Origin of the sequence: Arcticibacter sp. MXS-1 (assembly GCF_041902385.1) — a bacterium.
Classification (GTDB): domain Bacteria; phylum Bacteroidota; class Bacteroidia; order Sphingobacteriales; family Sphingobacteriaceae; genus Arcticibacter.
Genome location: NZ_CP169244.1, coordinates 126936 through 145128, shown reverse-complemented (window position 1 = coordinate 145128; position 18193 = coordinate 126936). Strand labels below are relative to the sequence as shown.

Annotated in this window: 13 protein-coding genes, 1 tRNA gene and 1 pseudogene; 12 read left to right on the top strand and 3 right to left on the bottom strand. The window is 46.2% G+C overall.

Annotated elements, in window-relative coordinates:
• The first annotated feature begins 243 nt into the window (after positions 1 to 243).
• From ACES2C_RS00545 to ACES2C_RS00530, 4 genes are all read left to right on the top strand, one after another.
• On the top strand, positions 244 to 1635 hold the full coding sequence (locus ACES2C_RS00545) for an exonuclease domain-containing protein (protein WP_374165086.1): 1392 nt from the start codon (positions 244 to 246) through the stop codon (positions 1633 to 1635).
• Between the two features lie 199 nt (positions 1636 to 1834).
• Positions 1835 to 3493, top strand: a complete 1659-nt coding sequence (locus tag ACES2C_RS00540) for an ATP-binding protein (RefSeq protein ID WP_374165085.1) — start codon at positions 1835 to 1837, stop codon at positions 3491 to 3493.
• Positions 3493 to 3738, top strand: a complete 246-nt coding sequence (locus tag ACES2C_RS00535; protein ID WP_374165084.1) for a hypothetical protein — start codon at positions 3493 to 3495, stop codon at positions 3736 to 3738. The genes ACES2C_RS00540 and ACES2C_RS00535 overlap by 1 nt, the downstream gene beginning before the upstream one ends.
• Before the next feature lie 11 nt (positions 3739 to 3749).
• Positions 3750 to 4319: a response regulator gene (locus tag ACES2C_RS00530; RefSeq protein WP_374165083.1), complete on the top strand. Its 570-nt coding sequence runs from the start codon at positions 3750 to 3752 to the stop codon at positions 4317 to 4319.
• Positions 4320 to 4333: 14 nt separating this feature from the next.
• Here the strand turns inward: ACES2C_RS00530 and ACES2C_RS00525 are convergent, their stop codons facing one another.
• From ACES2C_RS00525 to ACES2C_RS00515, 3 genes are all read right to left on the bottom strand, one after another.
• Entirely contained in the window at positions 4334 to 5671 is a 1338-nt protein-coding gene (locus ACES2C_RS00525; protein ID WP_374165082.1) for a sigma-54-dependent transcriptional regulator, read from the bottom strand.
• Between the two features lie 279 nt (positions 5672 to 5950).
• Positions 5951 to 6409, bottom strand: a complete 459-nt coding sequence (locus ACES2C_RS00520; protein WP_374165081.1) for a PA2169 family four-helix-bundle protein — start codon at positions 6407 to 6409, stop codon at positions 5951 to 5953.
• Between the two features lie 12 nt (positions 6410 to 6421).
• Positions 6422 to 6961, bottom strand: coding sequence for a ferritin-like domain-containing protein (locus ACES2C_RS00515; protein WP_374165080.1), 540 nt, complete (start codon positions 6959 to 6961; stop codon positions 6422 to 6424).
• Between the two features lie 237 nt (positions 6962 to 7198).
• Here ACES2C_RS00515 and ACES2C_RS00510 point away from each other — a divergent pair, with 237 nt between their 5' ends.
• The 8 genes and pseudogenes from ACES2C_RS00510 to ACES2C_RS00475 all read left to right on the top strand — a co-directional run bounded on the left by ACES2C_RS00510 (position 7199) and on the right by ACES2C_RS00475 (position 18047).
• On the top strand, positions 7199 to 10285 hold the full coding sequence (locus tag ACES2C_RS00510) for a response regulator (RefSeq protein WP_374167006.1): 3087 nt from the start codon (positions 7199 to 7201) through the stop codon (positions 10283 to 10285).
• Positions 10286 to 10454: 169 nt separating this feature from the next.
• Positions 10455 to 12047 carry a response regulator gene (locus ACES2C_RS00505; RefSeq protein WP_374165079.1) on the top strand — a complete coding sequence of 531 codons (1593 nt, stop codon included), beginning with the start codon at positions 10455 to 10457 and terminating at the stop codon, positions 12045 to 12047.
• A 136-nt stretch (positions 12048 to 12183) separates the two neighbouring features.
• Positions 12184 to 12265 (top strand) — tRNA-Leu (locus ACES2C_RS00500).
• Between the two features lie 64 nt (positions 12266 to 12329).
• Entirely contained in the window at positions 12330 to 13676 is a 1347-nt protein-coding gene (gene tig, locus ACES2C_RS00495; protein ID WP_374165078.1) for a trigger factor, read from the top strand.
• Positions 13677 to 13782: 106 nt separating this feature from the next.
• The gene (clpP, locus tag ACES2C_RS00490; RefSeq protein WP_374165077.1) at positions 13783 to 14487 is read left to right on the top strand and encodes an ATP-dependent Clp endopeptidase proteolytic subunit ClpP; all 705 of its coding nucleotides are present in this window, start codon (positions 13783 to 13785) and stop codon (positions 14485 to 14487) included.
• Positions 14480 to 15720, top strand: a pseudogene (gene clpX, locus ACES2C_RS00485) (ATP-dependent Clp protease ATP-binding subunit ClpX). The gene clpP and the pseudogene clpX overlap by 8 nt, the downstream one beginning before the upstream one ends.
• Positions 15721 to 15772: 52 nt before the next feature.
• Complete coding sequence (locus ACES2C_RS00480) at positions 15773 to 16636, top strand: AMP nucleosidase (RefSeq protein ID WP_374165076.1); 864 nt, start codon at positions 15773 to 15775, stop codon at positions 16634 to 16636.
• Positions 16637 to 16685: 49 nt separating this feature from the next.
• Complete coding sequence (locus ACES2C_RS00475) at positions 16686 to 18047, top strand: pyridoxal-phosphate dependent enzyme (protein ID WP_374167005.1); 1362 nt, start codon at positions 16686 to 16688, stop codon at positions 18045 to 18047.
• The last annotated feature ends 146 nt before the right edge of the window (positions 18048 to 18193 follow it).

Genomic DNA, 18193 nt, shown 5'->3' with positions numbered 1-18193 from the left:
TAGTGTTCTATCAGTCCTGAAGAGAATCTTCTTTATCTTTTATACAGCCTGTTTCAATCGCTGGCCTTGGTTGTTGAAGGCATAGGTTCCGGCTGCGAGGCTTTTTCCAACGTCCGCGTTGCGTTTTACCCGCTTCCGGTTTTCGGACAGCAGCGGCACTTGTTTTCTTCCGGCCAGGTTAACTGAGTAATAAATCGGCAATAAAGGGAGTTATTACAGAGGGGCAATTTGTAAATTAGCCTAATGGTGTACGCGATAGTAGATATTGAGACGACAGGGGGATATGCATCGGCGAACGGGATCACTGAAATTGCGATTCTGCTGCATGATGGTGAGCGTATAGTGGGTCAGTACGAACGGCTGATTAACCCGGGGATTCCGATTCCGGTCTACATCCGCGCACTGACCGGGATCACGGACGAGATGCTCGCCGATGCTCCGACATTCGCGGAGGTAGCGAAAGAGATCTATGATCTGCTGGCGGATAAGATCTTCGTTGCTCATAACGTCAACTTCGACTATTCATTTTTGAAATATCATTTAGGTGCTGCAGGGTTCGATCTTCAATGCAGGAAACTTTGCACGGTGCGACTAGGGCGCAAGCTGCTTCCGGGGCTTTCCTCTTATAGTCTTGGAAAGCTCCGCTCGCAGCTGAGTATCGATCATGGCAGAAGGCATCGGGCTGGCGGCGATGCTGCAGCTACAGCTCAGCTCTTTTCTCTGCTTCTGAGCCGGGATACGGAGGGCTATATCGGGCAGGTGCTCAGGAAAAACTCAAGGGAGCAGCAGCTTCCTCCCAATATTCACGTGAGTGAGGTTGAGCAGTTGCCTGCTTGTCCGGGTGTCTACTATTTCAGGGATCAAAAGGATCGTGTGATCTATGTTGGTAAGGCGGTTAACATCAGAAAGCGTGTGCTTAGTCATTTTACCGGCAATAATTCAGGGAGGCAGCGGCAGGAGTTTTTAAGGAATATCCATTCTATCCGTTGCACGCCCTGTGGAACGGAGCTTATGGCCTTTATTCTGGAGGCGGTGGAAATAAAACGGCTATGGCCCGCCAATAACCGCGCATTGAAGCGCTTTGAGCAGACATATGGCCTGTATATGTTCGAGGATCAGAAAGGGTATTTGCGACTGATGGTGGACAAACGGAAAAGACATTCGAGTCCGCTTCTTGCTTTCAATAGTCTTCTTGAAGGGAGAAATGTACTGCTCAGTCTTCTCGATACTTTTAGGCTATGCCCAAGGCTTTGCTTTATACAGACCAGCTGCGATGCGTGCTCAGGAGTGGAGAAGGGCACCTGCCTGGGGGCCTGCGCAGGCCGGGAAGAGCCTGAAGCGTATAATCAGCGGGTGCTTGATGCTGCAGACTATCTGCAGAGGAGCCTGCCCTCGTTTTTGCTGGTGGACAGGGGGCGTTCCGACGATGAGAAGAGCGTTATCCTGATCGAGAGAGGGAACATGTATGGGATGGGCTACTTGTCGCCGCAAATACCACTCGCCGACGTTGAGTCGGTGAAGTCGGTCACGGAACAGTATCCCAGCAATGACTACATCCGAAATCTGATATTTCAGCACGCATCAAGACATCCCGAGAAAGTCGTTCCTTTGGATCTCCATCAGCGCGTTGAGTGATGACAGGGAGGGCTTTCTGTTTAGGCGGCGTGTACTGAAGATCGCAATGGTCCCTTCGCTCATTTCATGCTTAGCGATGACAGGGAGGGCTCGCTGCTCAGGCGGGAGGAGGGTTCTTCGCGGGCACTGAAGGAGTTGTTACCGGGCAGGGGGCTCAAACAATTAGACAGCGCATAAGTTTAATCGGTAGTTTTTATTCATGAGTAATCAGATCATCGAGCCATATACCAACCGGGTTAAAAGAAAAGTGATCATTGCTTTTTCTGTCGGGTTCATTGCGCTCATTCTGGCGTGGGCGGTGAGCAGGGTAGCCTTTCAGGAGATGCTCTCAACGGTGCAAAGCATCTCTGCACCCGATGAGAAACTTCGGCTGGTCAATAACCTCTTCCGGGACATCACGCGGCTCGACCAGGTGCAGCGTTCGCAGGCCTTTCAGAAGAAAAAGAACACCTACAGAACGTTTTTAAGGGAGTCTGATTCGCTGAGAGCGAGCATGGATTCGCTGCGCAAGCTGTATGAGGGCGACAGGCAGCAGCAGAAGCGCATTGATGAGATGAAGGGCTTGCTGAAGGAGCGGGATCGCCTCTTTATAAGTTACCTCAGGGTGAGGGAGGGACTGGTGAACGGAAGGGAGTTCTCTAATCAGCTTAACTCATTAAGTGGTCTGATTGACAAAACCTCTGCCGAGATTGACAGTACGATTGTGACTACGGAGCAAAAGTTTTCGACTACCACGGTAGTACCTGATGAGCAGACCAGGAAAAGCAGGGGCCTTTTAAACCGGATTTTTGGGCGGAAGAAAGAGGACAAGGAGCAGCAGGTGGTTAAAGAGGAAGTCAGTATAAAGGTGGACACCCTGGCGCGGGCTAACTCCGACTCGGTCCTTCACGTGATGGAGAAAGCAGTGAAGACCATCGAAAAGAAGCAGAAGCAGCGCCGTTCAAAGTTTATCAACCGGGAAATTGAACTCTCTAACGCGGGCAATATCCTGATCAACCAAATGCTTGTAGTCTTGCAGGAGGTTGAGAAAGAGGCCATCCGCCAGGTCGACCTTAATAATGCGAGGGCCACTAATGTTGTGAATCGGAGTGCGGCCAGCATTGAGCTGATCATGATCGGTTTTATTCTGGTCAGTGCCTTCTTTGCCTACCTGATCCTGACGGATATCAGCCGCAGCAACAGGTATCGGGAAGAACTGGAGGCGGCAAGGGATGAAGCTGAATATCACGCAATGGCCAAGCAGCGTTTTCTGTCGAGCATGAGTCATGAAATCCGCACTCCTCTGCAGTCTATCATTGGCTATGCAGAGCAGGTACGAAGTCAGGACCGGCCGCAGAAAAGAGACATTGATGCAATCTATCATTCTTCGGTACATCTTTTACATATTGTAAATGAGGTGCTGGATTATAGCAGAATTACGTCGGGCAAGTTCAAGTTTTCCCGCACGACATTCAGCGTGCTAAAGCTGCTCGATGAGGTAATGCTTGTTATGCGCCCTCAGGCGGAGCGGAAGTCGCTGAAGCTCGAGCTCAGAAACCAGATAAAAGACGCAGACCTCATTATTGGAGATCCGTTCAGACTGAAGCAGATCTTGTTCAATCTGATTGGGAACGCAATTAAATTTACCCAGAAGGGCGAAGTTGTCTTAACAGTTACGAATCAGAATGTCCGGCGGAAGCGGTACTTCACTTTCGAAGTTTCTGATACAGGCAAAGGGATCCATGAGAAGGATATACGGAATATTTTCGACGAGTTTGAGCAGGCTGAAGCTACTGCCGCGGTCAACGCGAATGGCACGGGGCTGGGTCTGAGCATCGTAAAGGCGCTTACACGAGGTCAGGGGGGACAATTGATGTAGTGAGTGAACCAGATAAAGGCTCCACCTTCACAGTAAGGCTTCGGTTTGTTGCCGCAAAAGAGGATGTAAAGCCGAAAGGTATATCCATTGAAAGCGATAACACCTTTCGTGGAAGCGTTTGGATAGTGGATGACGATCAGTTTATCCTTCAGTTATGCTGCTCTGTTTTTGACAAGTTCGGAATCAGGCATACCTGCTTTTCTCTGCCTCGTGAAGTCCTGAAGGCTTCACCCCTGACGACCTGAAAGTGGTGCTGATGGATATACGGATGCCGGAAATGAACGGAGGAGAGTTGTGCAAGTTACTGCGAAAGCAGTTAAAGCCTGATGTTAAGATTTTTGCACTGACGGCGCAGGCCCTTCCTGAGGAGAGGAGCGCGATCCTTGCCGACGGGTTTGACGGGCTGCTGATGAAGCCATTCAGGCAATCAGAACTTATAGGGCTTTTGATGCCAGCCGCTCACATCAGTGAAGCTTCGCCCATAAAGCGCGCAAATGCTGGAATAGACCTGTCAGTCCTCGAAAAAATGGCCTTTGGCGATAAGGAAATGGTTGGCAGGATATTAAAACGTTTTGAAGACGACTCGTTAAAAGATATTACCCTGCTGGAAGCTGCTCTTGCAGCAGACGACGACAAAGAGGCCTCATTGCTTTTACACCGGATAGCAGGGCGCACGGCGCAGGTGGGTGCGGGTGAACTGGCGGCAAGGTTCAGAGCCGAAGAAATAGCACTGAAGAATAGCACGTCTCTGAACGAAGAGCAGAAGGCGAGAATAAAGGGGTATGTCGAAGAGCTGCAGGCTTTGTTGCTGCAGGCCGTAGGGTAGGCCTGTTTAACTTCTTATTCTATCTGATATTTTTCGATCTTATTGTAAAGGGTCGTCCTGTCGATATTTAAGAGCTTTGCAGCTTGTGATTTGTTATACTTCACCTTCTTTAAGGTTTCAATGATCAGTTCTCTTTCGGTCGCCTCATTGATCGCCTTCAAGTCTGTACCGGTGGGTGCCTTATTGACGTGAGATATAGAAGCGGTCATTTCTTCAGGAAGCGATTCAATTCCGGCTTCTTCTCCCCTGGTCAGAAGGACCATCCGTTTTACCACATTTTTAAGCTCGCGCAAGTTGCCCGGCCAGTCATAGCGAAGCAGGATGTTCTTAACCTCGGCTGATAGCCGGACGACGTTCCTGTCGAGTTCTGAGTTGGCGATGTTTATAAAATGGTCTATAAAAACAGGAAGGTCCTGGTCGCGGTTCCGAAGAGGAGGGACCTGGATCTTAAATTCGTTCAGGCGATGGTATAAGTCTTCGCGGAAGTCGCCCCTGGCTACCGCACTGACCAGGTCTTCATTGGTGGCGGTGATGATACGCACATCTACTTTGATGCGCGAGTTGCTTCCGATCGGCTGAATGACGCGTTCCTGAATAGCTCTAAGCAGCTGCACCTGCACCTCGTAGCTTAGGTTGCCTACCTCATCGAGGAAGAGGGTGCCGCCGTCGGCAGCCTCAAACTGGCCCTTCTTGTCTTGCAGTGCTCCGGTAAAAGAGCCTTTAATATGTCCGAAGAGTTCGCTGGCTGCCAGCTCTTTTGATAAAGAACCGCAGTCGATAGCAATGAAGGGTTTAGACGCGCGTTTGCTCGCGCGGTGAATGGAGCCCGCAACATATTCCTTTCCTGTCCCGCTTTCTCCCTGAATGATGATGGTCATATCGGTCGGGGCTACCAGCTGAATGTACTCATGGAGCTTTTTCGAAGCTTCGCTTTCTCCTTCAATAAAGGCAGGAGAGGTGGCAGCTTTCTTCCGCCGGGATACTACAGGTTCTTTTTTCTCGACGGCCTCGCTCAGGATCATCTCCAGTTCGTCAGGATTGACGGGCTTCGTAATGTAATCGATAGCCCCGGAGCGAATAGCCTTTACTGCAGTACGGACGTCATTAAAACTGGTCATGACGATGGCAGGTGCCGACAGGTCTTTCTCGCGCGCTGCAGCCATCACTTCCAGTCCGTTGCCGTCGGGCAGCCGGTAATCGAGCAGAAGAATGTCGAACTTTTCTTGATTCAACGCTTTTATGCCGGTCTTTACGTCGTGTGTTACCACTACGCTATAGCCTTTGCGTGTCAGAAAGCCTTCAAGTATCAAGGAAAAAGTGGTATCGTCTTCCACTAATAAAATATTCGCCATATCGGGTACAGGCATTTAGCCAGGAAACAAAAATAGTAAAAGCACGGCATTTAAGGCTGATTATATTGCTTTGATATAGCGGCGCCTGTCTCCTCCAGGCATCGCTGCCGGAACCTTGGAGCAGAAGTGTGTCTGTTAGATAAGCGTCCGTCACCTCGGCGCACAAACGGGAACAAAAGCGAGGTGAGTGTTCTTGCTGGCCTTTATTGAACAAAGATATGTTCAATAAAAAGGGGAGAACACTTTCATGAATGTCCGCCCCTTCTTACATAAGAATAATTAGGCTGCGTATCGTTGTTGCAGCGACTGGATGTTTTTCAGGCAGTCGGCAATTCCCTCTCTTTGTTCTACGAGCACTTGTTTAACTTCCGGCAGCAATTCCTGATCTTCCAAAGCCTTGTCATACGCTTCGAGAGCGGCCTTTTCTCCCGTGATGCACGCATCGAGGATCGCCTTATTGTCATTGGAACTGAGAGCCGTTTTAATATCCATCCAGACCCGGTGCAAGACGCCGAGGGGGCCTCCTGCTTCATTGTCGGGATCGGCGTGACATTGGTGGATAGACGTTTTTAATTGCATCTCGTATCCGGCTCTCTGTATTGAATAGGTAGTAAAGAGTGCCTTTAACTCTGCAGCGTCTGAATTCTCAGCGGCGGTTTTATAGCCCTCTTTCCCATCGTTGCAAATGGATAAGAGATGCTTCAAGTTCGCTACTGTTTTTTCAAATGTTGTTTCCATTTGTACCTCCGGTTATTCTTTTTCAGACCCGGCCGATTCATTCACAAAGCTTTCTGCTATCTGGGTTAATTTAGTGTCAGTGTTTTTTTCTTCGTTGAGCGTCTCTTCAAGAAGATTGGCAGCCTCTGTGAGTCCGAGCGTATTAGCGAGGGTCCGAAGCGTTCCGTACGAAGCAATTTCGTAATGCTCAATTTTCTGCGCAGATGAGATGATCGCTGCATCGCGGGTCATGGTTCCGTCTTCTGTTTCTTCCAGCATTGTTTTGCCTTCTTCAACTAAGCCTTCCATCGCTTCGCATTTCTTTCCCGCAGCTTTAACGCCAAGGATTTCGAAGACCTGCTCCAGCCTTGTTATCTGGTTTTCAGTTTCCGCCAGATGCTGCTCGATCGATGTTCTCAGCTCTTCTGAGGTGGCTCCTTTTGCCATTTTGGGAAGCGCTTTCGCCAGGTGCTTTTCAGCCCAATAAATATCTTTTAATTCGTCCTTGAAAAGGTTTTTTAATCCTGACTCTTCAATAGATGCGTTGTTTGATTTTGAATCCTGTTTTTTCATGGTATCAAGTTTTTTAGGTTCTTATATGTGTTTTAACAGGATATCCATTAAAGAGTTTTGGCAAACTTACATTGCTGCAGTGAAGGGTGGGGCATGCCGGGCCCTCTGAAACCTTATCCTGAAAAAGACGTATAACGAGGACGTGTCATTATGTGATAAATAACGTTCGACCCTCTGAAGATGCCTAAGTTCTCATTTCAACAGCAAGTACTTTCCGGATTCATTCTCACACAGGTGATGGTCTTTCTTTTGGCCCTTGTGTCCTATCTGAGTATCAGAAATCAAAAGGACAATATTGAGTGGTCTGAGAGTCATGTTCACGTACTAAACATAAGTGCAAAGATCCAGAATAAGCTAACTGAAGCGGAGTCGCTAAAGAGGGACTTTGCAGTGACAGGCAGGGAGACCTATTTGCACAGTTATTATGCTAACCTTGCAGAGATAGGCAGTCTGGTAAACGAACTTAGTAAGTTCAGAACTGAAAATAAACGACTGGACACTAGTCTTGATTCTGTCGGTATTTATCTCCATCAGGAGACGGCAAGTGTGGAGGCACTCAAGATAGAGACAGCTGAGTCGGGGTCGCGGTCAAACGATAAAGAACTCACTCCGTTTGATTTTTATATCGAGAAGCTGCATAAAGCAGTCAGTACGTTAAGCGAAAATGAGAACGCGGCTCTTGCAGCCCGGAGATATGAAAGTGCTAAGGGTAATACACGAACTACCGTCATTATTGTAATCGGCTCTGTCATGATCTTTAGCATGTTGGTCTTAATCTTTGGTAATATCAAGCGCACGTTTTTGCTTCAGAAGGCGAATGAAGAGCGGATTAGGGATACCAATATTCAGCTTTGGAAAATATCTGAAGAAAATGAGAAGAAAAACTGGGTGTTGTCGGGGGTCTCAAAACTGGATAGCGCCATGCGAGGTGAACTGGACGTCGCTGAATTATGCAGGAGGATTATTAGTGAACTTGCGGAGTATACGGAAGCCTCTGTTGCCTTGTTTTACCTTAGCACCGCGCAAGGAAAATTACAGACGATAGCTACCTATGCGTTTGAAAAAACCGATCGAATATTTTCCATCGGTGAGGGGTTGCCTGGGCAGGTCGCGAAAAGTAAAAAGCCTATTCGGCTTGATCATGTTCCGAGCCACTATCTCTCTATTCGCAGTGGCTTGGGGGAAATGGTGCCGCAGACCCTAGTCCTATATCCTATATTCTTCGAGGGGCAGCTACTAGGAGTAATCGAATTAGGGTTTTCTGCAATGCCTTCTGAAAATAAAGAGTGGTTTATAGGTCGCGTGTGCGGTGGGATAGGTATAGCTGTTAACACTGCTCAATCCCGCGTTAAGTTGCGTGAATTACTGACGAAAACGGAGAAGCAAGCGCGTGAGTTGGAGAGTCAGCAGGAAGAGCTGGTAGCAACTAATGAGGAATTGCTTTATAAGACCCAGCAATTGCAGGCGTCTGAGGAAGAGCTAACAGCACAGCAGGAAGAGCTTCTCCAAATGAACTCTGAACTAGAAGAGAAAGCGGAGATGCTGGAAGAGCGTAACAGCGTGATAGAGAAGAATAGGGAGGAGTTGGCCTTGAAGGCGAAGGAACTTGAGCTTTCGGGAAAGTATAAGTCCGAGTTTCTGGCGAACATGAGCCACGAGTTGAGAACGCCGTTAAATAGCATCTTAATACTGGCGAGAATTTTAAAAGAGAACAGGTCAGGACGTCTTAATGACGAAGACGTAAAGTATGCAGGCGTCATAGCCAATTCAGGACGGGATCTCCTATTGCTCATCAATGATATTCTTGATCTGTCTAAGATAGAGTCGGGGAAGCTGGAGTTATTGGTTGATGAAATAGGGATGGCGGACGTAGTTTCTGATATGCGACTGTTGTTTGAGGAGGTAGCAAAGAAGAAGGAAATCAATTTTTCTGTTGAGGTTACTCCTAGTGCTCCTTCTGTGTTTCGTTCAGATAAACTTAGAGTTGAACAGATTTTGAAGAACTTGTTGTCCAATGCATTTAAATTCACTAGCGCGGGTGGTCATGTATTTTTAAAGGTAGAGCGCCAGGGCAGTAGATCAACTAGCGGTAAAAAGGCCTCGACAGACGTCTTAGCTTTTCATGTAACTGATAGTGGAATTGGTATCCCGGAAGACAAGCAAAATATAATATTTGAGTCGTTTAAGCAGGCAGATGGGTCCACAAGCCGCATGTATGGGGGAACTGGATTATGTCTGTCTATAAGTAAAGAACTTGCTCATCTTCTACAGGGCTGGATGGAGGTGAAAAGCAAACCGGGGGCAGGTAGTACTTTTTCATTATATCTTCCTTACTGCTATCTCGACGTGGTACCGCATTTTTCAGGAAAGGACGATTTCCACTCGCCTTCCTTGACGATGGCATCGGCGAGCGAAGTCAGTTTGCAAAATAGTATTCAAAATGCTGGTTTAATGCCCGGAGCCGGGAGGCCCATGTCAACGCCAAGCAAGATTTTAGTGATAGAAGAATCAGACGGGGGCACGGATATAATGGACGATGAGTTGAAGAGACTGGGCTTTGATGTTGCCCGCGTCAGTACGGGCCAAGCTGCCCTGACTCTATTGTCGCAAGGGACCCTAGATGTAGATTTGATAGTGCTTGATCCTCAACTTTCTGATCTGTCAGGCGTTGAGCTGCTTCAAGCTATAAAGAAGTCTGACGCTCTTTGCCATGCTGCTGTTCTTATTCATACCGCTATGGAGTTGGATAAGGAAAGTCTTCAGGTGATTACGAAGCTTTCACATGCAATGGTGTTGAAGGGGAACCTGTCGGTAAAAAGATTGTTGGATGAAATTCAGCTATTACTGAGTAAAGAGAACAGAGCGGATGCGATTCACCTCGATCCGTTTCCCGTGCTGAGTTCACTTAGATCCCCGGATTTATCGCCAGTCCTTGAAAATGTCTTCAAGTCAAAGTGCCTGTTAATAGTTGATGACGACATGCGGAATATATTTGCACTTTCTGCTGCACTGACCCAATTTGATGTTACTATCGAGATTGCAACTAACGGAAGAGAGGCGCTCGAAAAACTTGGGACACTAGGGAGGGTTGATCTTGTTTTAATGGATATTATGATGCCTGTAATGGACGGTTATCGGGCGATATCCGAAATCAGAAAGAACGAAAGATTTAAGAAGTTGCCTGTGATAGCACTTACAGCTAAGGCAATGAAGGAAGATAAAGCTCGTTGTATCGAGATAGGGGCCAATGACTATATTACGAAACCATTGAATATTGACCAGCTCCTGGGAATGATGAAAATATGGCTCGAAGAACTGGGATAGGCAGTATACATAATGCCAAACTTTACTTTCCTGGAATCTTTGTAAAATACTTTTCGTAAAAGCAACTGATGCTAGCCGAATATAAAGGCTCTTCTTATTAGAAGAGAGACCTGGTTTAAGAGTACTTCCAAGGGAGATTTTCTGAAGATAAGGCGTAATACAACTGACGATGGATTTGATTAAGCTTTTAATAGTCGACGATAAGCTCGAAAATATCATAGCACTTGAAGCTTTGCTTGCACGTGACGGTGTTGAGCTCATTACAACAACATCTCCGAATGAAGCTCTTCGAATCTGCTGGGACAACGATATCGCTATTGCTCTAATTGATGTTCAGATGCCGGGAATGAATGGCTTTGAATTGGTGGAGATACTAAAAAGCAACTCCCGGACACAAGAAATGCTGGTTATATTTGTGACGGCCATTTCAATGGAGTCTAAGTATGTAGTGAAGGGGTTATCAGTTGGAGCAGTGGATTACTTATACAAACCGCTAGACCCACACATTACCTCCGCGAAGGTTGACGTCTTTATTCAGCTTGTTAAGAACCAGCGGGAAATTAGGAGGAAGAATGCGGAATTGGAAAGATATCAAAATGAATTAATCCAGGCGAAAGACCAAGCTCTGCAAGGAAAGCAATCGAAAGAGGCTTTTCTTGCCAATATGAGCCATGAAATACGTACACCTCTTCATGGTATTGTGGGACTCATCCATTTATTAGAGAACGCCCCTTTGGATGAGGAGTCGCGAAAAATGGTTGAGTTGTTAAAAGTATCGTCAGAGTCGCTCTTGGGAGTAATTAATGATATTCTTGATTTTTCTAAGATAGAGGCGGGTAAGTTCAAGATTGTCCGAGGGGAGACAGAGCTAGCGAAAGTAGTGCAGTCTGTTACGGGCCTGTTAAAGTCTAAGGCGGATGAGAAGGACCTTAAGTTGGATGTGTTTGTTGATGATGGTGTGCCCGAGTACGTAATTGCAGACTCTCTTCGCCTGAATCAGATTCTTTTGAATCTGCTGAGTAATGCAATTAAGTTTACGCCCAAGGGAGCAGTATCCTTAACAGTGAAGGCCTCTGACCGAAGTAATGACGCCGTCGTTTTGCAATTTATCGTGCAGGATACAGGGATCGGTATTCCTGTTAACAAGCTCGATAAGATTTTCGAGATATTCGAGCAGGCGAATGAGAATACAGACCGTAAATATGGTGGCACCGGCTTGGGACTGTCTATCGTGAAGAATCTTGCCGCATTGATGGGCGGGGAGGTGTCTGTTGAAAGTGAGGAAAATAGGGGTAGTAAATTTATTTTTAGCAATCGATTCAAAATGGTGAAAGAGGCGGAGAGACCGGGCACAAAGACTAACAAGGCATCCCTAAAGCCGTTTGACAATGTGAGTGTTTTGGTAGCAGAGGATAATACCGTTAGTCAGTTTATGATTAAGAAGATCCTTTCTCAGTGGAATGTAACGGTTGAGATAGTGGATAATGGAGAGAAAGTCTTAGAGAAAGTTCGAGAGCATCAGTACGACCTTATTCTTATGGATACATATATGCCAGTAATGGGCGGGTTTGAGGCGACACGCCGTATCCGCGCGGAAGCTGAGGAAGAAATACGAAAGATTCCGATTGTATCACTCTCTGCCTCGGTTTTGGAGGATGTAAAACAGGAGGCAATTAATGCCGGGGTGGACGATGTCTTGGGAAAGCCGTTCGATCTTGTAGCCTTGCATCGGACAATAGAGAAATATGGCTTGAAAAGTTAGTGGAAATGGAAAAATAATTTATTGTTTGTCAGTGTTATAGGTGGTTGGGGGTGAAAAGTTTTTGAATTTCTTGGTCGAATATTTGATAGTTTAAGTATTAAGTGTACTTTTGCAGACCAAAATAATTAATCCTAATGCGGAAGTGGCGTAATTGGTAGCCGCACCAGACTTAGGATCTGGCGCCGAGAGGCGTGGGGGTTCGAGTCCCTTCTTCCGCACATAATTCCCTCCGCTGGTCGGAGGGAATTTTTGTATAGATACTAATGAACTAATAGTCGTAAAATGAATATCACACAAGAGAAAATTGATAACCTAAACTCAGTAGTTAAAGTAAGCATTAATCCGGAAGACTACCGCGAAAGGGTTGAGAAGGCGATTAAGAACCAGGCAAAGAAAGCTAAACTTCCAGGTTTTAGACCGGGAATGGTACCTGCATCACATATCAAGAAGATGTATGGTAAAAGCATCCTTGTTGATGAGATTAATAACCTTCTGAATGATTCTCTTAATAGTTATATAACTGATAATAATCTCGACGTCCTTGGACAGCCGCTGCCTAAAGTGGATGAAAGCAAGGAGTTTAACTGGGATTATAACGACGAGTTTGAGTTTGAGTACGAACTGGGGTTAGCGCCTGAGTTTACACTCGACTTTTCTTCTGCTGATACTTTACCATACTATGATATCAAGATTGACACCGAGACCTTAGAGTCAAGGATTAAGAACCTGAGAAAAAGCTATGGCAAAATGACAAATCCGGAAGTTTCGTCAGATGATGATGTCCTTTATTCCGAATTGACGCAGCTTGCACCTGATGGTTCTGTTTTTGATGGTGGTATCAGCAATACCGCATCTGTTCGTCTTGATCTGGTAAAAGATGAGGAAGTGAAGAAGTCACTGATCGGGTTGAAAAAAGATGATGAAGTGGTGGTTGACCTGCAGAAAGCTTTTGAAGGCGACGCTTTTCAGATCTCCCGTGTTTTGGGTATCAGCGAAGACGATGCTAAAGACCTGAAATCATCCTTCAGGCTGACCGTGAAAAACGTAAATCGCCTTGAAGAGGCGGATTTAAATCAGGAGTTTTTTGACAAGCTTTTCGGACCAGAGGTGGTGAAGACCGAAGAGGAGTTCCGTGAAAAGGTGAAGGGTGAACTGGAAGCAATGATGGTTCAGAATGCTGATCAGAAGCTCCATAACGACATGGTAAGCTTTGGCCTGCAAAAGTATAATCTTGAACTGCCTGACGAATTTTTGAAGCGTTGGTTAAAGGCGACGAATCAGAATCTGACAGAGGAAGAGCTGGACAAGGGATACGCTGATTTTGCCAGGAATCTGAAGTGGACTCTTATTGAGAACAAGATCATGAAGGAAAATAGTCTCGAAATCAAATACGAAGATGTTTTTGAGACTGCGAAGCAAAGGCTTGACGCTCAGTTCAAAATGTACAGCCCTCAGCCGCTTCCTGAAGATCAGCTTGCTCAGTACGCTGTGCAGTTTTTACAAAACAAAGAAAACGCAAATAAAATATTTGAAGAGGTAAAAACGTTGAAGGTTCTCGACTTCCTTAAAACAGTGATTACCTTAGATAAGAAGGAAATAGAATATAACAAGTTTCTTGAACTGAATTAAAAGATATTGGTTATAAGTAGGTACTTAAGCCAGTATTCTTTTACACAATTCTTACTGGCTTGTACTTGATTTGATTTAACTTAGTAACCATATAACTTTTAATCTAATGAATATTGACAAAAACGAGTTTCGTAAATACGCAGTAAAACATCACCGCATTGGCAGTCAGCATGTAGACAGCTTCATTGCGCGGGTTGAGAAGAATGCTCTTCCCATGTCAATGACTCCCTATATCATCGAAGAGCGCCAGCTCAACGTGGCTCAGATGGATGTTTTCTCAAGATTGATGATGGACCGCATCATTTTCCTTGGAGACGCTATTTACGATTCAAATGCGAACATCATTCAGGCTCAGCTGTTGTTCCTCCAGTCTACTGACGCAAAACGTGATATTCAGATCTATGTAAATTCTCCCGGAGGTTCTGTTTACGCGGGACTGGGAATTTACGATACCATGCAGTACATCACACCTGACGTAGCTACAATATGTACGGGGATGGCAGCCTCAATGGCCGCAGTGCTCTTATGTGCAGGAGCTGCTGGAAAGCGGGCGGCTTTATCTCATTCAAGAGTGATGATCCACCAGCCTTTGGGTGGAGTACAGGGACAGGCTTCTGACATTGAAATCACAGCGCGTGAGATATTGAAGTTGAAGCGTGAGCTTTATGAGATTATTTCGAGCCATACTGGCCAGGAATATCAGAAGGTTCACGACGCTTCAGACAGGGATTATTGGATGATTGCAAGTGAAGCTAAAGAATTCGGAATGATTGACGAAGTCCTTGGCGAAAACAAGGGAAACAATGAGTAAAAGTTCAAAAGATATTAAGTGCTCTTTTTGTGGAGCAGGCAAGCAGGATACGTTAATGCTTATTGCCGGACTCGATGCTCATATCTGCGATAGATGTGTCGCCCAGGCGAACCAGATATTGGCAGAAGAACTATCTACCCGGAAGAACAAGACTACCCAGTCTGCTCTCACATTAATGAAGCCTCTTGAAATTAAAAACCATCTCGATCAGTATGTGATCGGTCAGGATGATGCCAAGAAGGTTCTTTCTGTTGCGGTTTATAATCACTACAAGAGGCTCAATCAGAAAGTGGAGAAGGATGAGGTTGAGATTGAAAAATCGAACATCATCATGGTAGGTGAAACGGGTACTGGTAAGACTTTGCTTGCTAAAACTGTAGCAAAGATACTTCACGTTCCCTTCTGTATCTGTGATGCTACTGTTTTAACAGAGGCAGGGTATGTGGGTGAGGACGTAGAAAGCATCCTGACGCGTTTGCTTCAGGCAGCGGATTATGACGTTGCTGCTGCAGAGCGGGGAATAGTCTACATCGATGAAGTGGACAAGATTGCCAGAAAAAGTGATAATCCTTCGATAACCAGAGATGTTTCAGGTGAGGGGTTCAGCAGGCACTTCTTAAGATCCTGGAAGGAACAATTGTAAATGTACCTCCGCAGGGAGGACGTAAGCATCCTGACCAGAAGATGATTGCCGTGAATACAAACAACATTCTCTTTATCTGCGGGGGGGCGTTTGATGGCATCGAAAAGAAGATTGCAAACCGGCTGAGGACTCAGACTGTAGGGTATAAGGTGAAAAAGGAAGATGTGGACATCGACCTCAAGAACCTTTACAAGTATATTACTCCTCAGGACCTTCGGTCATTTGGTTTAATCCCTGAGCTGATCGGCCGTCTGCCGGTTATTACTCATCTTAATCCGCTTGACCGCGAGGCGCTGCTGAACATCTTGACCGAGCCGAAGAACTCACTGATCAGACAGTATAAGAAGCTGTTTGACTATGAAGGAATCAAGCTTGAGTATGAGAAGGAAGTTCTGGAGTTTATCGTCGACAAGGCAATGGAGTTCAAGCTGGGAGCCCGGGGACTTAGGTCGATCTGCGAAGCGATCATGATAGATGCGATGTTTGATATTCCGTCGGACAAGCAGCATGGGAAGGAGCTGTATATTACGCTCGATTATGCGGTTGATAAGTTCGCCAAGTCGGACATAAAGAAACTGAAAGTTGCATAAAAGAAGCCCCGAAGAAATTCGGGGTTTTTTGTATCCCCAAAAAACAAACATTATGAATGAAGAAAAAGAAGTAAAGAAAGATACAGGAATTGTTGAGAATGCACAAAAGGTGAAGGAAGTGGAATCACCTGTGAAGAAAGGACTAAAAACCAAAGAGGAAATTGTGACGAACTGGCTTCCCCGCTACACGGGCAGGCCTTTGGATCAGTTTACGGATTTTATATTGCTGACTAACTTCTCCAAGTATCTGCAGCTCTTCTCCGAATGGCACAACAATGCCCCCATCATGGGTCTTGATAAGCCCATGCAGAGTGTGTCGGCAGCCGGTATCACGATCATTAACTTCGGTATGGGAAGTCCCCTTGCTGCAACTACTATGGACCTGCTCAGTGCTATACATCCCAAGGCGGTGCTCTTCCTGGGAAAGTGTGGCGGCCTTAAAAAGAAAAACAGCATCGGGGACCTGATCCTTCCAATTGCTGCTATCCGCGGCGAAGGTACGTCAAACGACTACCTGCCTGCCGAGGTTCCGGCATTACCGGCCTTTGCCCTGCAGAAAGCGATCTCAACAACAATCAGAGATCATTCGCGCGACTATTGGACCGGCACCGTCTATACTACTAACCGGCGTGTTTGGGAGCATGATAAAGAGTTTAAAAGATATCTGAAGTCGCTGCGTGCAATGGCTGTAGACATGGAAACAGCTACTATTTTTACCGCAGGTTTTGCAAATAAAATTCCGACAGGTGCATTGCTGCTCGTATCGGATCAGCCTATGATTCCGGAAGGAGTAAAGACGGCAGAAAGTGACTCCCGTGTTACTGAGAAATACGTGGAAACGCATCTCCGGGTAGGAATTGACTCGCTCGAACAGCTGATCAATAACGGCCTGACTGTGAAGCACCTTAAGTTCTAGGGGACTACTGCCCGTAGGATTGCTCGTTTTAATTTCTATTTTTGTTAATATGTGGTATAACAACATTCTGGAAACGATTGGCAATACGCCTCTTGTAAAGCTTAATAGAATAACAAGAGAAGTAAAGGCCACTGTACTGGCAAAGATTGAAACTGTCAATCCCGGGAACTCTATAAAGGACCGGATGGCATTGCAGATGATTGAAGATGCAGAAAGAGCCGGTCATTTAAAGCCAGGAGGAACAATTATAGAAGGGACCTCGGGCAATACGGGGATGGGGCTGGCTATTGCGGCCGTGATCAAGGGCTACAAGTGTATCTTTACCACAACCGATAAGCAGTCGAAGGAGAAAATTGATGCTTTAAGAGCCTTTGGGGCAGAGGTGATCGTTTGCCCTACCAATGTTGAACCTGAGGACCCGCGTTCTTACTACTCGGTATCTTCGAGGCTTCAGCGGGAGGTTCCCAACTCCTGGAAAGCCAACCAGTATGACAATCTTTCCAACTCCAAAGCAAATTATGAGCAAACCGGCCCGGAAATCTGGGAGCAGACGGAAGGCAAGATTACACACCTCGTGGTTGGGGTTGGTACCGGAGGGACGATTTCGGGAGCCGGCAGGTATTTAAAGGAGAAAAATCCGAATATCAAGATATGGGGTATCGATACCTATGGTTCTGTATTCAAAAAATACAAGGAGACCGGGGTTTTTGATAAGGATGAAATTTACCCGTACATCACAGAGGGGATAGGAGAGGATTTTCTACCTCAAAACGTTGACTTCTCGGTGATCGACCATTTTGAGAAGGTGACTGACAAAGATGCGGCGCTGATGACCCGGGAAATTGCAAGGAGAGAAGGGATCTTTGCCGGGAATTCTACCGGCGCCTCAATAGCCGGTTTGCTTCAGCTCAAGGATCAGCTGAAGGAAGACGACCTTGTCGTCGTTATCGTCCATGACCATGGTACCCGTTACCTTGCTAAAATGTACAATGAGGACTGGCTGCGCGAAAGAGGTTTCTTAAAGGATGAAAAGCTTACGGCCCGGTCAATTCTTTCAAGAAGAGAGCCGCAGGAGATTATAACAATCGACTCAGACAAGACTGTGCTTGAGGCTATTAATACCCTTAAGATGCTCAATATCTCGCAAATTCCTGTTACTCAGCATGGCAAAGTGGCTGGAAAGATAACAGAAAGTGATATTTTAAGCTCGCTTCTGGAAAATCCGGGGATGAAATCAGCGAAGGTGGAAGCAATTATGACGAAATCATTTCCTTTTGTCGATCTTGAGACCTCCATTGACAAGATCTCATCGATGATTAATAAGGAGAATACGGCCGTGCTGGTGGAAGACGAGTATGGAAGGCTTGAGATTATAACTCAGTTCGACATTATTAATGCAATGTCGGTATAGCGAACGCCGATCTGTTGCACAGACGTAGTTTGCTGTGGACAGGACTCAATGTTATTTGAAGTATTTACTTCCCGGATGGTAAAGAGGGAGGTCGTGATTCGAAAAGGGTCGCCGAAGTAAAGAAAAAAGAGGCTGAACTTATTGAC

What these genes read in the sequence shown, in the direction of transcription:
- ACES2C_RS00515 (WP_374165080.1), bottom strand. Translation starts at nt 6,961, where the DNA reads ATGAAAAAACAGGATTCAAAATCAAACAACGCATCTATTGAAGAGTCA.
- ACES2C_RS00525 (WP_374165082.1), bottom strand. Translation starts at nt 5,671, where the DNA reads ATGGCGAATATTTTATTAGTGGAAGACGATACCACTTTTTCCTTGATA.
- ACES2C_RS00545 (WP_374165086.1), top strand. Translation starts at nt 244, where the DNA reads ATGGTGTACGCGATAGTAGATATTGAGACGACAGGGGGATATGCATCG.
- clpP (WP_374165077.1), top strand. Translation starts at nt 13,783, where the DNA reads ATGAATATTGACAAAAACGAGTTTCGTAAATACGCAGTAAAACATCAC.
- ACES2C_RS00530 (WP_374165083.1), top strand. Translation starts at nt 3,750, where the DNA reads ATGGATATACGGATGCCGGAAATGAACGGAGGAGAGTTGTGCAAGTTA.
- ACES2C_RS00520 (WP_374165081.1), bottom strand. Translation starts at nt 6,409, where the DNA reads ATGGAAACAACATTTGAAAAAACAGTAGCGAACTTGAAGCATCTCTTA.
- ACES2C_RS00540 (WP_374165085.1), top strand. Translation starts at nt 1,835, where the DNA reads ATGAGTAATCAGATCATCGAGCCATATACCAACCGGGTTAAAAGAAAA.
- ACES2C_RS00505 (WP_374165079.1), top strand. Translation starts at nt 10,455, where the DNA reads ATGGATTTGATTAAGCTTTTAATAGTCGACGATAAGCTCGAAAATATC.
- ACES2C_RS00480 (WP_374165076.1), top strand. Translation starts at nt 15,773, where the DNA reads ATGAATGAAGAAAAAGAAGTAAAGAAAGATACAGGAATTGTTGAGAAT.
- ACES2C_RS00475 (WP_374167005.1), top strand. Translation starts at nt 16,686, where the DNA reads ATGTGGTATAACAACATTCTGGAAACGATTGGCAATACGCCTCTTGTA.
- ACES2C_RS00510 (WP_374167006.1), top strand. Translation starts at nt 7,199, where the DNA reads ATGGTCTTTCTTTTGGCCCTTGTGTCCTATCTGAGTATCAGAAATCAA.
- tig (WP_374165078.1), top strand. Translation starts at nt 12,330, where the DNA reads ATGAATATCACACAAGAGAAAATTGATAACCTAAACTCAGTAGTTAAA.